Annotated in this window: 11 protein-coding genes, 2 tRNA genes and 1 rRNA gene; 11 read left to right on the top strand and 3 right to left on the bottom strand. The window is 40.3% G+C overall.

What is annotated here, in order from left to right; translation table 11 throughout:
* Nucleotides 1–40: 40 nt before the first annotated feature.
* Entirely contained in the window at nucleotides 41–2,509 is a 2,469-nt protein-coding gene (gene gyrB, locus F933_RS08865; RefSeq protein WP_005060443.1) for a DNA topoisomerase (ATP-hydrolyzing) subunit B, read from the top strand.
* Between the two features lie 116 nt (nucleotides 2,510–2,625).
* On the opposite strand, the gene F933_RS08860 is transcribed toward gyrB, so the two are convergent.
* Both F933_RS08860 and F933_RS08855 read right to left on the bottom strand, forming a co-directional pair.
* Entirely contained in the window at nucleotides 2,626–3,183 is a 558-nt protein-coding gene (locus tag F933_RS08860) for a VTT domain-containing protein (RefSeq protein WP_005060440.1), read from the bottom strand.
* Nucleotides 3,184–3,466: 283 nt separating this feature from the next.
* Complete coding sequence (locus F933_RS08855) at nucleotides 3,467–5,392, bottom strand: ATP-binding cassette domain-containing protein (RefSeq protein ID WP_005060438.1); 1,926 nt, start codon at nucleotides 5,390–5,392, stop codon at nucleotides 3,467–3,469.
* 211 nt (nucleotides 5,393–5,603) lie between these two features.
* On the opposite strand from F933_RS08855, the gene F933_RS08850 reads away from it, so the two are divergent.
* The 6 genes from F933_RS08850 to erpA all read left to right on the top strand — a co-directional run bounded on the left by F933_RS08850 (nucleotide 5,604) and on the right by erpA (nucleotide 11,799).
* The gene (locus F933_RS08850; protein WP_005060437.1) at nucleotides 5,604–6,611 is read left to right on the top strand and encodes a putative solute-binding protein; all 1,008 of its coding nucleotides are present in this window, start codon (nucleotides 5,604–5,606) and stop codon (nucleotides 6,609–6,611) included.
* 46 nt (nucleotides 6,612–6,657) lie between these two features.
* Nucleotides 6,658–7,665, top strand: a complete 1,008-nt coding sequence (locus tag F933_RS08845) for a putative solute-binding protein (protein WP_005060435.1) — start codon at nucleotides 6,658–6,660, stop codon at nucleotides 7,663–7,665.
* Between the two features lie 224 nt (nucleotides 7,666–7,889).
* Nucleotides 7,890–8,891, top strand: coding sequence for a putative solute-binding protein (locus tag F933_RS08840; RefSeq protein WP_034710658.1), 1,002 nt, complete (start codon nucleotides 7,890–7,892; stop codon nucleotides 8,889–8,891).
* A gap of 217 nt (nucleotides 8,892–9,108) precedes the next feature.
* Nucleotides 9,109–10,116: a putative solute-binding protein gene (locus F933_RS08835; protein ID WP_005060433.1), complete on the top strand. Its 1,008-nt coding sequence runs from the start codon at nucleotides 9,109–9,111 to the stop codon at nucleotides 10,114–10,116.
* A gap of 221 nt (nucleotides 10,117–10,337) precedes the next feature.
* Nucleotides 10,338–11,342, top strand: a complete 1,005-nt coding sequence (locus tag F933_RS08830; protein WP_005055365.1) for a putative solute-binding protein — start codon at nucleotides 10,338–10,340, stop codon at nucleotides 11,340–11,342.
* Between the two features lie 121 nt (nucleotides 11,343–11,463).
* Nucleotides 11,464–11,799, top strand: coding sequence for an iron-sulfur cluster insertion protein ErpA (gene erpA / locus F933_RS08825; protein ID WP_005055364.1), 336 nt, complete (start codon nucleotides 11,464–11,466; stop codon nucleotides 11,797–11,799).
* 48 nt (nucleotides 11,800–11,847) lie between these two features.
* On the opposite strand, the gene F933_RS08820 is transcribed toward erpA, so the two are convergent.
* Nucleotides 11,848–12,981, bottom strand: a complete 1,134-nt coding sequence (locus F933_RS08820) for an anhydro-N-acetylmuramic acid kinase (RefSeq protein WP_005060429.1) — start codon at nucleotides 12,979–12,981, stop codon at nucleotides 11,848–11,850.
* 61 nt (nucleotides 12,982–13,042) lie between these two features.
* On the opposite strand from F933_RS08820, the gene tyrS reads away from it, so the two are divergent.
* From tyrS to F933_RS08800, 4 genes are all read left to right on the top strand, one after another.
* Complete coding sequence (gene tyrS / locus F933_RS08815) at nucleotides 13,043–14,275, top strand: tyrosine--tRNA ligase (RefSeq protein WP_155757855.1); 1,233 nt, start codon at nucleotides 13,043–13,045, stop codon at nucleotides 14,273–14,275.
* A 496-nt stretch (nucleotides 14,276–14,771) separates the two neighbouring features.
* Nucleotides 14,772–16,309: ribosomal RNA gene (locus F933_RS08810) — 16S ribosomal RNA — on the top strand.
* A gap of 59 nt (nucleotides 16,310–16,368) precedes the next feature.
* A tRNA-Ile gene (locus F933_RS08805) sits at nucleotides 16,369–16,445 on the top strand.
* 70 nt (nucleotides 16,446–16,515) lie between these two features.
* Nucleotides 16,516–16,591 (top strand) — tRNA-Ala (locus F933_RS08800).
* The last annotated feature ends 135 nt before the right edge of the window (nucleotides 16,592–16,726 follow it).

The raw sequence follows: 16,726 nt of genomic DNA, 5'->3' as shown, positions 1-16,726 counted from the left end.
CCTCTTCTTTGGATAGATAGATATTTACTAGGGAGTAACCATGAGTTCAGAGTCTCAATCAGTCTCTCAAACAGAACAAACAAATGAAAAGGCTTATGATTCTTCTAGTATTAAAGTATTACGTGGATTAGACGCGGTTCGTAAACGTCCTGGTATGTACATCGGTGACACCGATGATGGTACAGGTTTGCATCATATGGTGTTTGAGGTGGTGGATAATGCCATCGATGAAGCATTAGCTGGACATTGTGATGAAATTTTAGTCACGATTCATGAAGATGAATCTGTCAGTGTGTCGGATAATGGTCGTGGGATTCCAACCGATATTCACCCTGAAGAAGGGGTGTCTGCTGCTGAAGTTATTCTTACGATTCTGCATGCGGGCGGTAAGTTTGATGACAATAGTTATAAAGTATCAGGTGGATTACACGGCGTCGGTGTATCCGTTGTAAATGCACTTTCAAAAAAATTACAACTCACGATTTACCGCGCAGGAAAAATACACGAACAAGAATATCAACATGGCGATTCACAGTACCCGCTGCGTGTTATTGGTGATACCGACAAGTCAGGTACAATTGTTCGTTTTTGGCCGAGTGAACTAACGTTTAGTCAGACCATTTTTAGCGTTGAAATTCTAGCACGACGTTTAAGAGAGCTTTCTTTCTTAAATGCTGGTGTGCGTATCGTTTTACGTGATGAGCGTGTCAATCTTGAAAATGTCTACGACTATGAAGGTGGTTTATCTGAGTTCGTTAAATATATTAACGAAGGTAAACATCATTTAAACGATATTTTCCATTTTACCGTTGATGCTGACAATGGCATCGGTGTAGAAGTCGCGTTACAGTGGAACGATAGTTACCAAGAAAATGTACGTTGCTTTACCAATAACATTCCGCAAAAAGATGGTGGTACACACCTTGCTGGCTTCCGTGCGGCATTAACCCGTGGCTTAAATAGCTACATGGAAAATGAAAGCTTATTGAAAAAAGAGAAAGTTGCTGTTACTGGTGATGATGCGCGTGAAGGCTTGACCGCGATTATTTCAGTGAAGGTGCCTGATCCTAAGTTCTCTTCTCAAACCAAAGAAAAGCTGGTTTCGAGCGAAGTTAAACCTGCTGTTGAGCAGGCAATGAACAAAGAGTTTTCTGCTTATTTGCTAGAAAATCCACAAGCAGCTAAATCGATTGCAGGCAAGATTATTGATGCGGCGCGTGCGCGTGATGCAGCGCGTAAAGCACGGGAAATGACACGCCGTAAGAGTGCATTGGATATTGCTGGTTTACCAGGTAAATTGGCAGACTGTCAGGAAAAAGATCCAGCATTGTCTGAATTGTATTTAGTCGAGGGTGACTCTGCGGGCGGAAGTGCGAAGCAAGGTCGTAATCGTAAAATGCAAGCGATTTTACCGTTAAAAGGTAAAATTCTGAATGTTGAACGTGCGCGTTTTGACAAGATGATTTCAAGCCAAGAGGTCGGTACTTTAATTACCGCTTTAGGCTGTGGTATCGGTCGAGAAGAATATAATCCTGACAAATTGCGTTATCACAAAATCATTATCATGACCGATGCGGACGTGGATGGTTCACATATTCGTACGTTGTTATTGACTTTCTTCTTCCGTCAAATGCCTGAGTTGGTTGAGCGTGGTTACATCTATATCGCACAGCCACCTTTGTACAAATTGAAGAAAGGTAAGCATGAACAGTATATGAAAGACAATGATGCACTGGAAACTTTCCTAATTTCCAATGCGATTGATGAGCTTTCATTGCATATTAGTGCTGATGCACCAGCAATTACTGGCGAAGCTTTGGCGAAAGTGATTGCAGATTATCAAGTCTCGCAAAAGAGCTTACAGCGTTTAACACAACGTTATCCTGCAAGCTTGCTTGATGGGTTGTTGGAGTTAGATGCACTCAAAACTGATCATAATCATGAACGTGACTATGTTGAAACTTGGGCAGAGCAATTGCGTGATGCGATTGAGAAATTACAGCCAAGTTTACGCCCTGAAATTTCACTAGAAGCATTTGAGCGTGAAAATGCGCAAGGTGAAAAATCAGCACATTACTGGCCACGTGTCACGGTGTACGTACATAATTTGCCGCATTCATATTTATTAGATGCTGGATTATTAAATTCTGCGGAATACGCACGTTTGCTCAAAAACTCGAAGAGTTGGTTCAAATTGCTTGAAGAGGGTGCTTATCTACAAAAAGGTGAGCGTCATATTCAAGTTAATAGCTTTCATCAAGTATGGCAACATATTTTACAAGACTCACGCCGTGGCATGATGATCCAACGCTACAAAGGTTTGGGTGAGATGAATGCTGATCAACTTTGGGAAACCACGATGGATCCTGAAAACCGACATATGTTGCAAGTGACCATTGATGATGCTATTGAAGCAGATCGTATGTTCTCTTGTTTGATGGGTGATGATGTAGAACCACGTCGTGCCTTCATTGAAGAGAATGCACTGAATGCGGATATTGATGCTTAATTAAATTGATGGGAGATTTAATTTGTATTATTTCTCTCGAACAAAAAAGGCGATGCTTGATGCATCGCCTTTTTCTTGTATGAATGTTTCACGTGAAACATCTGAGCTTACTAAGTTTAGGGATCCACAAAGTCACTCACTTGAATGAGTGCATGACCAAATAAATAACCAGCAGTCACTAAAACACTAATCCAAAGTAATGCGCCTAGAATATTATAAATGACAAAATGGGTATAATTCATGCTGCTTGAACCCGCAGCCAAAGGTGCAAATGAACGAGCAAAAGGAATAAAACGAGCAAGCAAGATTGTTTTCCCACCATGTTTTAAAAAGAATTTATTGGTTTTTTTGAGATATTCTTGCTTTATAAAACGCGAATCCATATTGAAAATACGATCCCCGAAATGTCGTCCAATATGATAGTTCACCATGTAACCCAATGCCGCAGCAAAGAATAATAAACTAATCATGTAGCCAAGGTGCATGATTTCAACCACTGAGCACAACGCACCAACAGTGAGTAATAAACTATCACCGGGTAGGAAAAACATAAAAACAAAAGCAGTTTCAGAAAAAATAATGAGAAAAAGGATGGCATAAATCCATAGACCATACTCTTGAACTAAAATGGGAAGGATATGCTCAAAATTAAAAACAAAATCTAAAGAATTCATTCAGTTTGTATGATCCCAAATAGAGTACTCACCAAATTGAAGTACAAAAAATAAAAAAATAACCCTCAGGATCCATTTGAAAGTGATGACTTTAAAAGGATTAAGCTGAGTATATCGAGCCTGAAAGCAAAGCTCAATTTTGTGAGAAAATTCCAACTTTTAGCTTAAATCAAATCTTTATGCATTTCATGACAGCTTTATAGAGATTCATTATGCTTTTAAGTATCAAAAAATTAAATCGTGAGAAAATCTCACCCTAGTGAATATAGGGTGAGATGACCATCTAAACTTCGAAAGAGCCTTCTAGCTCTTCAAGCTCCATCATTAACTCTAATAATTGCTCTTCAAATTGCGCCAGTTTGTTTTTGAACTCAGTTTGTTCATGCATGACCTTCTTCAAATCCTCTTTGCGATGTGATTCATACAAACTGCTTTCAGCCAATGCTTGTTCAATTTCATTTAAACGAGGCTGAATCTTTTCAATTTGAGCTTCTATTTTTTCAATATTTTTACGTATAGGTCGAGTTTGTTCACGGCGGCGAGCCGCTTCTTTACGCTGCGCTTCTTTATCTATTTTGGTTGCTGGAGTTTGTGTATTCGCAGTTTGCTGTAAAGTGTTTTGAGCATTCATTTGTTGTTGACGTGCTTCACGTAACCATTTCGCATAGTCTTGTAAATCACCCTCAAATTCAGTGCATTTACCTGCATGAACCAGCAATAAATCATCACATACACTCGCAATCAATTGACGTTCGTGCGAAACCAATACAACCGCACCATCAAAATCTTGTAAAGCCATTGTTAAAGCATGGCGCATATCTAAGTCTAAATGGTTGGTCGGCTCATCAAGAATTAAAACATTTGGACGTTGCCATACGATCAGTGCCAAGGCTAAACGCGCACGTTCCCCCCCAGAAAAGCTTTCACATGGCGTATCCATACGTTCACCACTAAAGCCAAATCCACCTAAGAAAGAGCGTAAAGCAGCTTCACTGATTTTTTTATCCGCAATCCGAGCCAGTTGTAACATAGGACTGGCATTGGCATCTAAGGCATCCATTTGATGTTGGGCAAAATAACCAATATTAAGCAATTCAGAAGCTTTGCGTTCTCCGGCGAGTAAAGGTAAATCTCCGACTAATGTTTTAATCAACGTTGATTTACCCGCACCATTCATACCGAGTAAACCAATTCTGGAACTAGGCGTGATTTGTAAACGAACTTTCTCCGCAATCACTTTATCTCCGTAGCCAATCGTTGCTGCATCTAAGCTCAACAGTGGCGAGCTCATTTTGGTTGGTTCACGGAAACTAAAGGTAAATGGTGTATCTACATGTGCAGGAGCAAGTTGTTGCATCCGTTCCAGTTGTTTGATGCGGCTTTGTGCTTGACGTGCTTTGGTTGCTTTGGCTTTAAAGCGATCAATAAATTTTTGTAAATGAGCACGCGTTTCTTGTTGTTTCTCAAAAGCTTGTTGCTGTTGGGCTAAACGTTCACTACGTGTCGTTTCAAAAATAGAGTAATTGCCTGTATACAGCGTTAGTTCTTGATTTTCGATATGTAAAATATGGTCGGTGATTGCATCTAAAAAATCACGGTCATGTGAAATGAGAACCAAGGTTCCTTCATATGCTTTTAACCAGTCTTCTAACCATAAGATTGCATCTAAATCTAAATGGTTCGTTGGTTCATCTAATAACAGCAGATCTGAACGGCTCATCAGGGTACGCGCTAAGTTTAAACGCATGCGCCAACCACCAGAGAAACTCGCAACCCCTAAACTCAATTGATGATCTAAAAAACCCAAACCTGCCATGAGTTGAGCCGCTTTTGCAGGTGCAACATAACCATGTATTTCATCAAAGCGACCATGGAGTTTTGCTAACTCATCGTTACTCAATTGATCTGGATGCGCTAATTTTTCTTGAATATCCCAATATTCTTCATCACCTGACAATACGAAGTCGAGCGCTGGCATTTCGAGTGCTTTAATTTCCTGTGCCATATGCGCGACTGTCCATACAGAAGGACGAGTCAAATTCCCTTCATCTGCGCCGAGATCACCTAAAAAAGCAGCAAACAATGTAGATTTACCAGCCCCATTCACACCTGTTAAACCAATTTTCCAGCCAGGATGGAGCTGCATAGAGGCTTTCTGAAATAGGACTCGGCCACCACGGCGTAATGAAACTTGGTCAAATTGGATCATGATTATGCAGAATAGCGAATAGATGACAGCATTTTAAGGTGTATACCCATGAATGCAAATTTTTATACAGGATATCTACTCGATTAAATTAAGTGATTCAATTTATAAAAAATAGAGTAAAAGCTCTATTTTTGCGGTTCAAATCAGATTATTATTTAGTTTAAATGAAAAAATAAGTAACAAGACTAGAAATATAGTAATGGGATGAATGATGAAGAAAGGATTTCTTGCATTGGGGGCAATGCTAGCGTTAGGTTTTAATACCCAAGCTCAGGCATCAACGAAAATTTGTGTTTTTGATTTATTGGGTAAATCAGGTGAAGCATACAAAGCCATGGAAGAGTGGGCACTCGCTGCTAAGACATGGCGAGCAGATGTGACCTTATTGAGTTATCAAAGTGAGGCTCAAGCTGAAAAGCATTTTGAGCAAGGGTATTGTGATGGTGTCTATATGACATCCATGCGCGCCAGAAGCTATAACAAGTTCGCAGGTTCAGTTGATGCAATTGGTGCGGTGCCAACGTATGCGATTGCACAAAAAGCCATTAGTTTTGCGTTGGATCAAAGAAATCAACGTCGCTTATCTACCCAGATCGGTAACCAAAGTTATGAAGTCGCAGGTATTTCTCAAATTGGTTTAGCCTATATTTTTGTCAAAGATAAAAAAATTAATACGATCGAGCAAATCAAAGGAAAGAGATTTGCTGTTTTAGCCTATGACGAAGCACAAAAAATTGTGGTTAAAAGTTTAGGTGGGCAAGCGGTACTTTCGGATATTTCTGATATAGCGAAAAAATTTAATAATGGACAAGCCGACATTATGGCGGCGCCAGCCTATGCATATAAACCACTCGAAATACATAAAGGATTGGGGGCTAATGGTGCGATCATCACTTTCCCTGCACTGAATATGACGATGGATTTGATTATCCGCCCGAAAGAGTTTTCGAGTAATTTTGGTCAAAATTCTAGAGCGTGGTTTTTAAGTCGGTTGAATAGCAATTTTGCGATGATTCAAAAAATAGAGGCTGAATTGCCTGCTCAATACAAAATCAATCTCAGCAGTGAAGACAAAACACGCTATCAGCAGATTCTACGTGAAGCGCGGATCGGGCTAACCAAACGTGGAATTTATGATCCAACTATGATGAGCGTATTAAAACGTGCACGTTGCACGGTAGAGCGAACCAATTTCGAATGTAGCCTAGGTGGCGAATAATTTTAATTTTTGCGTTTAATAGTTTTACTTTTAGTAGGGAAAGAAAATGAAAAAGGGGTTGTTTGCTTTAGTTGCGTTGGTCGGTATGGGGATGACGAGCCAAGTACAAGCAAAACAAAAAGTATGCGTATTTGATTTACTCGGTAAAGCGGGTGAAACCTATAAAATTACCGAAGAATGGGCTGTTGCTACCAAACAGTGGAATGCTGATGTTCGGCTAGTTCCATATCAAGATGAAGCAAAAGCACAAAATGATTTTGAAGCAGGCAAATGTGATGCGGTGTATATGACATCGATGCGTGCGCGTAAATACAATCGTTTTGCAGGATCAATTGATGCGATTGGTGGAGTAACCAATAATCAGGTTGCACAAAAGGCAATCAGTTTTGCCTTGGATAAACGCAATAAACGGCGTTTGTTGGCAACCGTTGATAATCAACGTTATGAAGTTGCGGGTATTTTACAATTTGGTTTAGCCTATGTTTTCGTCCGTGATAAAAATCTAAATACGATTGAAAAAGCTAAAGGCAAAAAATTTGCCTATTTACACTATGATATTGCGCAAAAAGAAATTGTAGATAGTTTGGAAATGGTTTCTGTACCCTCTGAAATTTCAGATTTTGTGAAAAAATTTAATAGTCATCAAGTCGATGTGATTGCATCACCTGCTTATGCCTTTAAACCTTTAGAAATTGAGCGTGGTATTGCCAATAATGGCGCAATGTTCTCATTTCCTGTCGTTAATATTACAGGTGATTTAATTATTCGACCTGAAAAATTTCCGACACAATTTGGTGCTCAATCGCGTGAATGGTTTATCCAACAGTTACCGAGAAGCTTTAATTTGGTCAAGCGCTTAGAAAATTCAATTCCTGCAAAATATAAATTAGATTTACCAAAAGAAGATGAAGTTCGTTATCAAAAAATACTTCGAGATGGACGTATACGACTAACCAAACAAGGTGTCTATGATCCAATTATGATGAGTGTACTCAAGCGTGCTCGCTGTACTGTAGAACGGACAAGTTTTGAATGTTCTTTAGGTGGTGAATAGCTCTAATTAATCTACTCATATCAAGCAAACTGAATGATTATTTCAGCTAAATAATCATTCTTAAAATCTGGTTTTTTATGATTTTAAAATGTGATGAGTATTTATAAAAACCCAAAAAACCCGACGCATGTAGGTAAAAAGACTAGGCTTTTATTAAAAACCTGACTATATTTGTCATTAGCTGATGGAAAAATATGCAAAAACAGCAAATAAGGGAAAACAAGATGAAAAAAGGACTTTGGGCATTGAGTGCTGCGACTCTATTTGTCATGGCGACTCCTGTACATGCAAAACAAGAAATTTGTGTATTCGATTTATTGGGTAAGGCTGGGGAGTCTTATAAACTGATTGAAGAGTGGAAACTTTCTTCTAAATCTTGGAATGGCGATGTCGAGCTTATTCCTTATCAAGATGAAGAAAAAGCCGAAATAGATTTTGACGCGGGTAAGTGTGATGGTGTCTACATGACGTCCATGCGCGCAAGGAAATATAATAAATTTGCAGGTTCTGTTGATGCAGTAGGGGCAGTAACCAGTAATGCAATTGCCCAAAAAGCGATTACTTATGTCTTAGATAAACGCAATCGTCATCGTTTAGTGACCTCAGTTAATGGCGATAAATATGAAGTAGCGGGCATCATTCAAGTGGGGCTTGCTTATATTTTTGTTCGTGATAAAAATATAGATACCATTGAAAAAGCCAAAGGTAAAAAGTTTGCTTATTTACATTATGACCATGCCCAAAAAGCGATTGTTGAAAGCATAGATTTGGTGGCTGTGCCATCCGATATTTCAGATTTCGTAAAGAAATTTAACAGTGGGCAAGTTGATGTGATTGCTGCTCCAGCTTATGCATACAAACCTTTAGAAATTAATAAAGGTTTAGGAAATGGTGCATTATTTAACTTTCCTGTTGTAAACATTACCGGTGATCTTATTATTCGACCAAGTAAGTTTCCTGCTAATTTTGGAATCCAATCAAGACAATGGTTTGTGAAAAAATTACCAAGTAACTTCGCTACAGTTCAGCGTCTAGAAGCAGGCATGAATGCAAGAAGAATCACGCTTTCAAATGAAGATAAAATACGTTATCAAAAAATGTTACGTGATGGACGAATGAATTTAACCAAACAGGGTGTTTATGACGCTAATATGATGAATGTACTCAAGCGTGCGCGTTGTACAGTTGAAAGAACTAACTTTGAGTGTTCTTTGAGTGGTGAGTAACAGTATATGAATGACAATCGGTTTATAATTTTATAAACAAAGTGGAGTGCTTATAACAAAAATGTCTATGAAAATAAGTCAATGAGATAAAACAGGACAAAAACTAAACAATAACGATATAAAAATAGAGTAGATGCTCTATTTTTTTATCAAAAACATGATTAATATTTGCTTCGAACAAGGAGACAAACATAAAGTTTGTGAAAGGATGAAAAATATGAAAAAAATTGCACTTGCTATTGCAACAACTTCAATCTTAGGTGTGTCTGCGTCGGCACAAGCAGCAATTGACGTGTGTGTATTCGACTTATTAGGAAAGTCAGGTGAATCATACAAAATGATGCAAGATTGGGCGCTCGCAGCAAAGGGCTGGGGTGCGGATGTAAACCTTCTTGCAATTACGGATGAACAAGTAGCAGATAACAACTTTAAAGCTGGAAAATGTGCTGCAGTTGCTATGACAGCAATGCGTGCTCGTCCATACAATAAATTCGCGGGTTCTATCGATTCTCTAGGTGGTGCGCCAAGCAATGAAATTGCTCAACGTGCGATTACATATGTTCTTGACGCTCGTAATGCGGCAAAAATGACCACTAATCTTGGTGGTAATAAATACGAAATTGCGGGTATCTCTCCACTAGGTGCTGCTTATATTTTCGTACGCGACAAAAATATTAACTCGATTGAGAAAGCGGCTGGTAAGAAATTCGCTGTATTGGGTTACGATGATGCTCAAAAGATCATGGTACAACGCGTAGGCGCTCAAGCAGTACTTTCTGATATTTCTAACTTCGCTGCTAAATTTAACAATGGTCAAGTAGATATGGTTGGTGCGCCAGCTTATGCATATAAACCATTAGAATTGAGCAAGGGTTTAGGTACTAATGGTGGTATCTTCAACTTCCCAGTATTACAAGTAACTGCAGATCTTGTTATTCGTCCAGAAAAATTCCCTGCTGGTTTTGGTCAAAAATCTCGTGATTACTTTGTGAAGCAGCTACCAAAAGCATTTGCAATGATCAAACGTTACGAAGCTGAAATTCCAGCGAAGTACAAAATGAACTTAAGCGCGGAAGATACATTAAAGTATCAAAAATTATTACGTGATGGTCGTATGGATTTGACTAAGCGCGGTATTTACGATGCAGGTATGATGTCTGTATTGAAAAAATCTCGTTGTTCAGTGAACAAATCAAACTTTGAATGTGCATTACCAGGTGAATAATCCTAAAATGCGATAAAACCTACTTAAAGCCTAGATTAATCTAGGCTTTTTGTTTTAATAAGCGCCGTCATTTAAGTCATTGTCTTTATTTATAAAAATCGAGATCATAAGATTAGATATATCCAAATGATATTTATTTGAAGACTCGCTAGGACATCACAGAGTTCTTTAATTTTAGGGTTATGCAACAACAATCAGCATAGATGCAAAGGAAAAATAATATGCAATGGTTTAAAACACTTCTACTTGCAACGGGCATAGCAGCAGTATCTGCTGGAGCTCAAGCAAAACAAACAATTTGTGTATTTGATATCGTTGGTAAAAGTGGCGATGTATACGCATTAATGAAAGATTATCAGCTTGCCGCAAAAAATTGGGGTGCTGATATTGAGTTGAAAGTGGGTACTAATGAAGCAGTTATCGCTGAAGACTTTAAAGCGGGTAAATGTGATGGCGTAAGCATCACAGGTATGCGCGGTCGTCAATTTAACCAGTTTACAGGTTCATTGGATGCAATCGGTGCGATTACTGATCTCAAGCTTGCAGTAAAAGTAATGCAAGGCCTAGCAAGCCCAGTGTTTGCAAAAGCGATGGTGAATGGAAAATACGAAGTCGTGGGTGTTATTCCAGTCGGGGATGCGTATCTGCTGGTCAATGACCGTAATATCAATACTGTCGCTAAAGCTGCTGGTAAGAAAATTGCTGTTCTAGATTATGATGAAGCACAAAAAATTATGGCCTCTCAAGTCGGTGCTCAAGCAGTGAGCTCTGATATCACCAACTTTGGTGCAAAGTTTAACAATGGTCAGGTCGATATTATTGGCGCACCTGCCGCAGCCTTTAAACCTCTAGAATTACATAAAGGTTTAGGCACTAAAGGTGCAATTGTGAATTATCCAATTCTACAGGTAACTGGTAATTTAATTATTCATCCAGAAAAATTCCCAGCAGGATTTGGTCAAAAATCACGAGAGTGGATTAAAGGCCAACTGCCACGTGCTTTTACCATTCTAGGTAAAATGAAAGCCGATATTCCACAAAAATATTGGATGGAAGTTCCTGCTTCAGATAAACCAGGTTATCAAAAATTAATGCGTGAAGCGCGTATTAGTCTGACTGCAAAAGGGATTTATGATAAGCGTATGATGAAATTGTTGTGGCAATTCCGCTGCCGTGAAGATGCCAAAAACTTTGAATGTGGCTTACAAGAAGAGAATTACAAATAAACATGTAAAAACTCTTTAACAGCACTTTAAACGTCCAAGACAGACCCGATATTGAGTATGCTATACTACATATCGGGTCTTTTATTTATGAAAGACGTATTAAAGTCCGAGGAATATGATCATGAATGCCCAAGCTCTCGAATTGTCAGATAATGCTGCCAAAAAAGTTCGCCAATTGCGCGAAAGTGAAGGCAACGACGATCTTATGTTACGCGTATATGTAACGGGTGGTGGATGCTCAGGTTTTTCTTATGGCTTTAATTTTGCTGAAAGCATGAATGAAGATGATGCTGAATTCAGTAATGGCGATGTTAAAATGCTAGTTGATTCATTGAGCTATCAATATTTAATTGGTTCAGTGGTCGATTATTTAGAAGGATTAGAAGGTTCACGTTTTGTCGTGCAGAATCCGAATGCAACAACGACCTGTGGTTGTGGTTCATCTTTCTCGATTTAAAAGATTTTTAATTTAAAAAAGCTTCTCCAATTGAGAAGCTTTTTTTGTTTATACCGCCGTAATCGTTCCTAAAATACGATCACCACTGGCTCCAGTGACGGCAGGTAAATTACCACTAAGTTGTTGTACAAAACGCATTGCTAACCAAGCAAATGCAGTTGCTTCTACCCAAGTCGGTGCCAAGCCTAAAGCATCTGTGGTTTGTACTGACCAATTGTGTTTGCGCAAACGCCAACGCAGTTGTTCAAGCAGAAATGAATTATAAGCGCCACCACCACATACATAGACCTCACCTGTAGGCATGAACTCTTTGCTGCGATAAATGGCTTTTTTAATTGCACGTGTGGTGAGTTTCATGAGCGTTGCTTGAATATTTTCAGGCGTATCTTCAAGCTCATCATATTCAAGATCATTGCGCCAATCGCTAATCTGATCATCAAGCCATTCTAGATTAAAGTCTTCGCGCCCTGTACTTTTCGGTGGTTCTTTGGCAAAAAACTCATGGGTCTGTAAACGATCTAACAATGAGCGTACTGGATTACCGTAGGCTGCCCAATCCCCATTTTCATCATAAGGATGTCCAGTGTGGCGATGACACCAAGCATCCATCAAAATGTTGGCAGGGCCAGTATCAAAGCCATATACGCCGTTTAAATCGTTTGCAGGTAACATGCTGACATTGGCAATGCCACCTAAATTTAAAATCACACGGTGAATACTATCATGCTGAAATAAAGCTTGATGGAATGCAGGCACTAACGGTGCACCTTGACCACCAGCAGCCATATCTCGACGACGAAAATCTGAAATAACAGGAAGTTGAGTGATCTCAGTAATAATATTGGGATCACCTATTTGTAAGGTAAATCCGTATTCAGGACGATGGCGAATGGTTTGCCCATGTGAGCCAATTGCCTTAATATCCGTTCGATCTAAATTATTATTTTCAATCAATTGATTAATGCCATGACCGATCATTTTGGCTAAAGCAACATCGGCTTTACCCATACGATCAATTTCATTGTCATCTGGAAGCGTGAGTGCCATTAATTCATCACGTAACTCAGGCTCAAAAGGCACTGTCAGCGTAGCGTGCAGTGTTAAAGGATCAAATGAAGTTGCAACAATATCAACACCATCCATGCTCGTGCCTGTCATTACACCAATATAGATTGCGCTCATATACAACTTATCCTGCAAGATGCTGAAAAAATGTTAGTATATCGCACAAATTGAATAACTGATGTGTTTAGGTTTTGTGATGTCAAATTTCTTGCCAGCCGAAGAACAGCTTGCTCTCATTCAACGAGGCACGCACGAGATTATCTCTGATGAAGATTTATTGAAAAAACTGAAAGAGAATCGTCCACTCCGTGTAAAAGCAGGCTTTGACCCAACGGCTCCTGATTTACACTTAGGACATACGGTTCTAATTAATAAATTAAAAACCTTTCAAGATTTAGGTCATGAAGTGACTTTCTTGATTGGTGATTATACAGCCATGATTGGTGATCCAACTGGTAAAAGCGCAACGCGTCCGCCGTTGTCACAAGAGCAAGTGATTGCCAATGCCAAAACCTATCAAGAACAAGTCTTTAAAATTTTAGATCCGAATAAAACCAAAGTACGTTTTAACTCAGAATGGTTTAGCCAAAAAACTGCGGCTGATTTAATTCAATTGGCAAGTCAGCAAACCGTATCACGTATGTTAGAGCGTGATGACTTTACTAAGCGCTATAACAACCATCAACCGATTGCAATTCATGAGTTCCTCTATCCATTGGTACAAGGATATGACTCGATTGCACTTGAAGCTGATGTGGAGTTAGGTGGTACAGATCAGACCTTTAACTTATTGATGGGACGTACTTTACAAGGTCGTTACGGTCAAGAATCACAAGTATGTATTACTGTGCCGATTCTTGAAGGTTTAGATGGCGTGAATAAGATGTCTAAATCTTTAGGCAACTATATTGGTGTATTTGATACCCCAGGTGCAATGTATCAAAAAATCTTATCGATGCCAGATAGCTTGATTGAACGTTACTTTGATTTACTGAGCTTTAAGTCATTGGATGAAATCAAAGTCTTGCTTGATGAAATGGCTGCGGGTCGTAACCCACAAGAAATCAAACGTATTTTGGCGCTTGAGTTGGTTGAACGTTTCCATGATGCAGAAGCGGCTGAAAATGCACATAAGAGCGCAGGTAACCGTGTAACCGAAGGCGAAGTGCCAGAAGATACACCAGAAGTAACCATTTCTCGTGGCGAGTTTGGCGGTGAGTTGTTTATTGCAACCATTCTTCGCGTTGCGGGCTTAAACCCGAATGCAGCTGCGGCAAAAGACGCCGTGGGTCGTGGTGCCGTGAAAGTCGACTGGAATGTGGTGGATATGAGCTTCTCTGTAAAAGAGAATGTCACTTTAATCATTCAATCGGGTAAAAAAGCCATTGCACGTGTGACTTTTACTGACTAATTCGAAATGTAAATAATAAAAAGCAGGCCATGAGCCTGCTTTTTATACGTAAATAGCTGATAAAAACAACGAAAACACTGATTTTGTAGAAAAAAGAAACATGCAAAAGAAAATAATAAAAAAGGGGGTTGCGCCTGACCTGAAATGCTGTAGAATGCACATCCATCGGCGGTGATGCAGATAAAAACTTGTTGAGAAACAAGGATTTGGCTAGAAAGGTTGGATTCTTGGATTGGTTGATAAGTTTGATAAATATCTAAATTACCTGTTGACTTTGAAGAAATTCAGAGTAATATAGCCGACCTAGCTTGATGATGACGAATCATTGAGAAGATCATTAAGAGAATAGAAGAACAACTTGTGTGGATTTTTACTGGTTAATCGATCGAAAATATTTCATTGATTAGATGGTAGAAATTACTCGAAGTTTATTTGAGAAATTAAAGTCAGAAAATTGATGAGCCAAGATTTGTAGCCATAAGCTACTAATGATTATAAACTGAAGAGTTTGATCATGGCTCAGATTGAACGCTGGCGGCAGGCTTAACACATGCAAGTCGAGCGGGGAAAGGTAGCTTGCTACCTAACCTAGCGGCGGACGGGTGAGTAATGCTTAGGAATCTGCCTATTAGTGGGGGACAACATTCCGAAAGGAATGCTAATACCGCATACGTCCTACGGGAGAAAGCAGGGGACCTTCGGGCCTTGCGCTAATAGATGAGCCTAAGTCGGATTAGCTAGTTGGTGGGGTAAAGGCCTACCAAGGCGACGATCTGTAGCGGGTCTGAGAGGATGATCCGCCACACTGGGACTGAGACACGGCCCAGACTCCTACGGGAGGCAGCAGTGGGGAATATTGGACAATGGGGGGAACCCTGATCCAGCCATGCCGCGTGTGTGAAGAAGGCCTTTTGGTTGTAAAGCACTTTAAGCGAGGAGGAGGCTACTAGTATTAATACTACTGGATAGTGGACGTTACTCGCAGAATAAGCACCGGCTAACTCTGTGCCAGCAGCCGCGGTAATACAGAGGGTGCGAGCGTTAATCGGATTTACTGGGCGTAAAGCGTGCGTAGGCGGCTGATTAAGTCGGATGTGAAATCCCTGAGCTTAACTTAGGAATTGCATTCGATACTGGTCAGCTAGAGTATGGGAGAGGATGGTAGAATTCCAGGTGTAGCGGTGAAATGCGTAGAGATCTGGAGGAATACCGATGGCGAAGGCAGCCATCTGGCCTAATACTGACGCTGAGGTACGAAAGCATGGGGAGCAAACAGGATTAGATACCCTGGTAGTCCATGCCGTAAACGATGTCTACTAGCCGTTGGGGCCTTTGAGGCTTTAGTGGCGCAGCTAACGCGATAAGTAGACCGCCTGGGGAGTACGGTCGCAAGACTAAAACTCAAATGAATTGACGGGGGCCCGCACAAGCGGTGGAGCATGTGGTTTAATTCGATGCAACGCGAAGAACCTTACCTGGTCTTGACATAGTAAGAACTTTCCAGAGATGGATTGGTGCCTTCGGGAACTTACATACAGGTGCTGCATGGCTGTCGTCAGCTCGTGTCGTGAGATGTTGGGTTAAGTCCCGCAACGAGCGCAACCCTTTTCCTTATTTGCCAGCGGGTTAAGCCGGGAACTTTAAGGATACTGCCAGTGACAAACTGGAGGAAGGCGGGGACGACGTCAAGTCATCATGGCCCTTACGACCAGGGCTACACACGTGCTACAATGGTCGGTACAAAGGGTTGCTACCTAGCGATAGGATGCTAATCTCAAAAAGCCGATCGTAGTCCGGATTGGAGTCTGCAACTCGACTCCATGAAGTCGGAATCGCTAGTAATCGCGGATCAGAATGCCGCGGTGAATACGTTCCCGGGCCTTGTACACACCGCCCGTCACACCATGGGAGTTTGTTGCACCAGAAGTAGGTAGTCTAACCGCAAGGAGGACGCTTACCACGGTGTGGCCGATGACTGGGGTGAAGTCGTAACAAGGTAGCCGTAGGGGAACCTGCGGCTGGATCACCTCCTTAACGAAAGATTGATGGCCGGTAAGAATCCACAACAAGTTGTTCTTCGAAGATGTATCTGAGGGTCTGTAGCTCAGTTGGTTAGAGCACACGCTTGATAAGCGTGGGGTCACAAGTTCAAGTCTTGTCAGACCCACCACTACTGACGAAGTGATGAATAATCACAAGCTGCTAGATTGAAAGATATGTCGTTCATTATGATTTAAGCTGGGGACTTAGCTTAGTTGGTAGAGCGCCTGCTTTGCACGCAGGAGGTCAGGAGTTCGACTCTCCTAGTCTCCACCATGAATTAAAAAGAGTTTGTAAAAACGAAATTAATTCAAAGCTAAAGTAAATTATAGAAATTAATAAATGCCTAAATAAATCAAAAGAGATTTTGATTTGAGTTTATTAACTTCTGTGATTTATCACAGTTTACTA

Source organism: Acinetobacter beijerinckii CIP 110307 (assembly GCF_000369005.1).
Classification (GTDB): Bacteria; Pseudomonadota; Gammaproteobacteria; order Pseudomonadales; family Moraxellaceae; genus Acinetobacter; species Acinetobacter beijerinckii.
Note: the sequence above shows the minus strand (reverse complement) of the source record. Positions and strands in the feature narration are given on the sequence as shown.

Excerpts from the sequence above, each read along its gene's own strand:
- gyrB (WP_005060443.1), top strand. The coding sequence starts at position 41 with ATGAGTTCAGAGTCTCAATCAGTCTCTCAAACAGAACAAACAAATGAA.
- F933_RS08860 (WP_005060440.1), bottom strand. The coding sequence starts at position 3,183 with ATGAATTCTTTAGATTTTGTTTTTAATTTTGAGCATATCCTTCCCATT.
- F933_RS08855 (WP_005060438.1), bottom strand. The coding sequence starts at position 5,392 with ATGATCCAATTTGACCAAGTTTCATTACGCCGTGGTGGCCGAGTCCTA.
- F933_RS08850 (WP_005060437.1), top strand. The coding sequence starts at position 5,604 with ATGAAGAAAGGATTTCTTGCATTGGGGGCAATGCTAGCGTTAGGTTTT.
- F933_RS08845 (WP_005060435.1), top strand. The coding sequence starts at position 6,658 with ATGAAAAAGGGGTTGTTTGCTTTAGTTGCGTTGGTCGGTATGGGGATG.
- F933_RS08840 (WP_034710658.1), top strand. The coding sequence starts at position 7,890 with ATGAAAAAAGGACTTTGGGCATTGAGTGCTGCGACTCTATTTGTCATG.
- F933_RS08835 (WP_005060433.1), top strand. The coding sequence starts at position 9,109 with ATGAAAAAAATTGCACTTGCTATTGCAACAACTTCAATCTTAGGTGTG.
- F933_RS08830 (WP_005055365.1), top strand. The coding sequence starts at position 10,338 with ATGCAATGGTTTAAAACACTTCTACTTGCAACGGGCATAGCAGCAGTA.
- erpA (WP_005055364.1), top strand. The coding sequence starts at position 11,464 with ATGAATGCCCAAGCTCTCGAATTGTCAGATAATGCTGCCAAAAAAGTT.
- F933_RS08820 (WP_005060429.1), bottom strand. The coding sequence starts at position 12,981 with ATGAGCGCAATCTATATTGGTGTAATGACAGGCACGAGCATGGATGGT.
- tyrS (WP_155757855.1), top strand. The coding sequence starts at position 13,043 with ATGTGTTTAGGTTTTGTGATGTCAAATTTCTTGCCAGCCGAAGAACAG.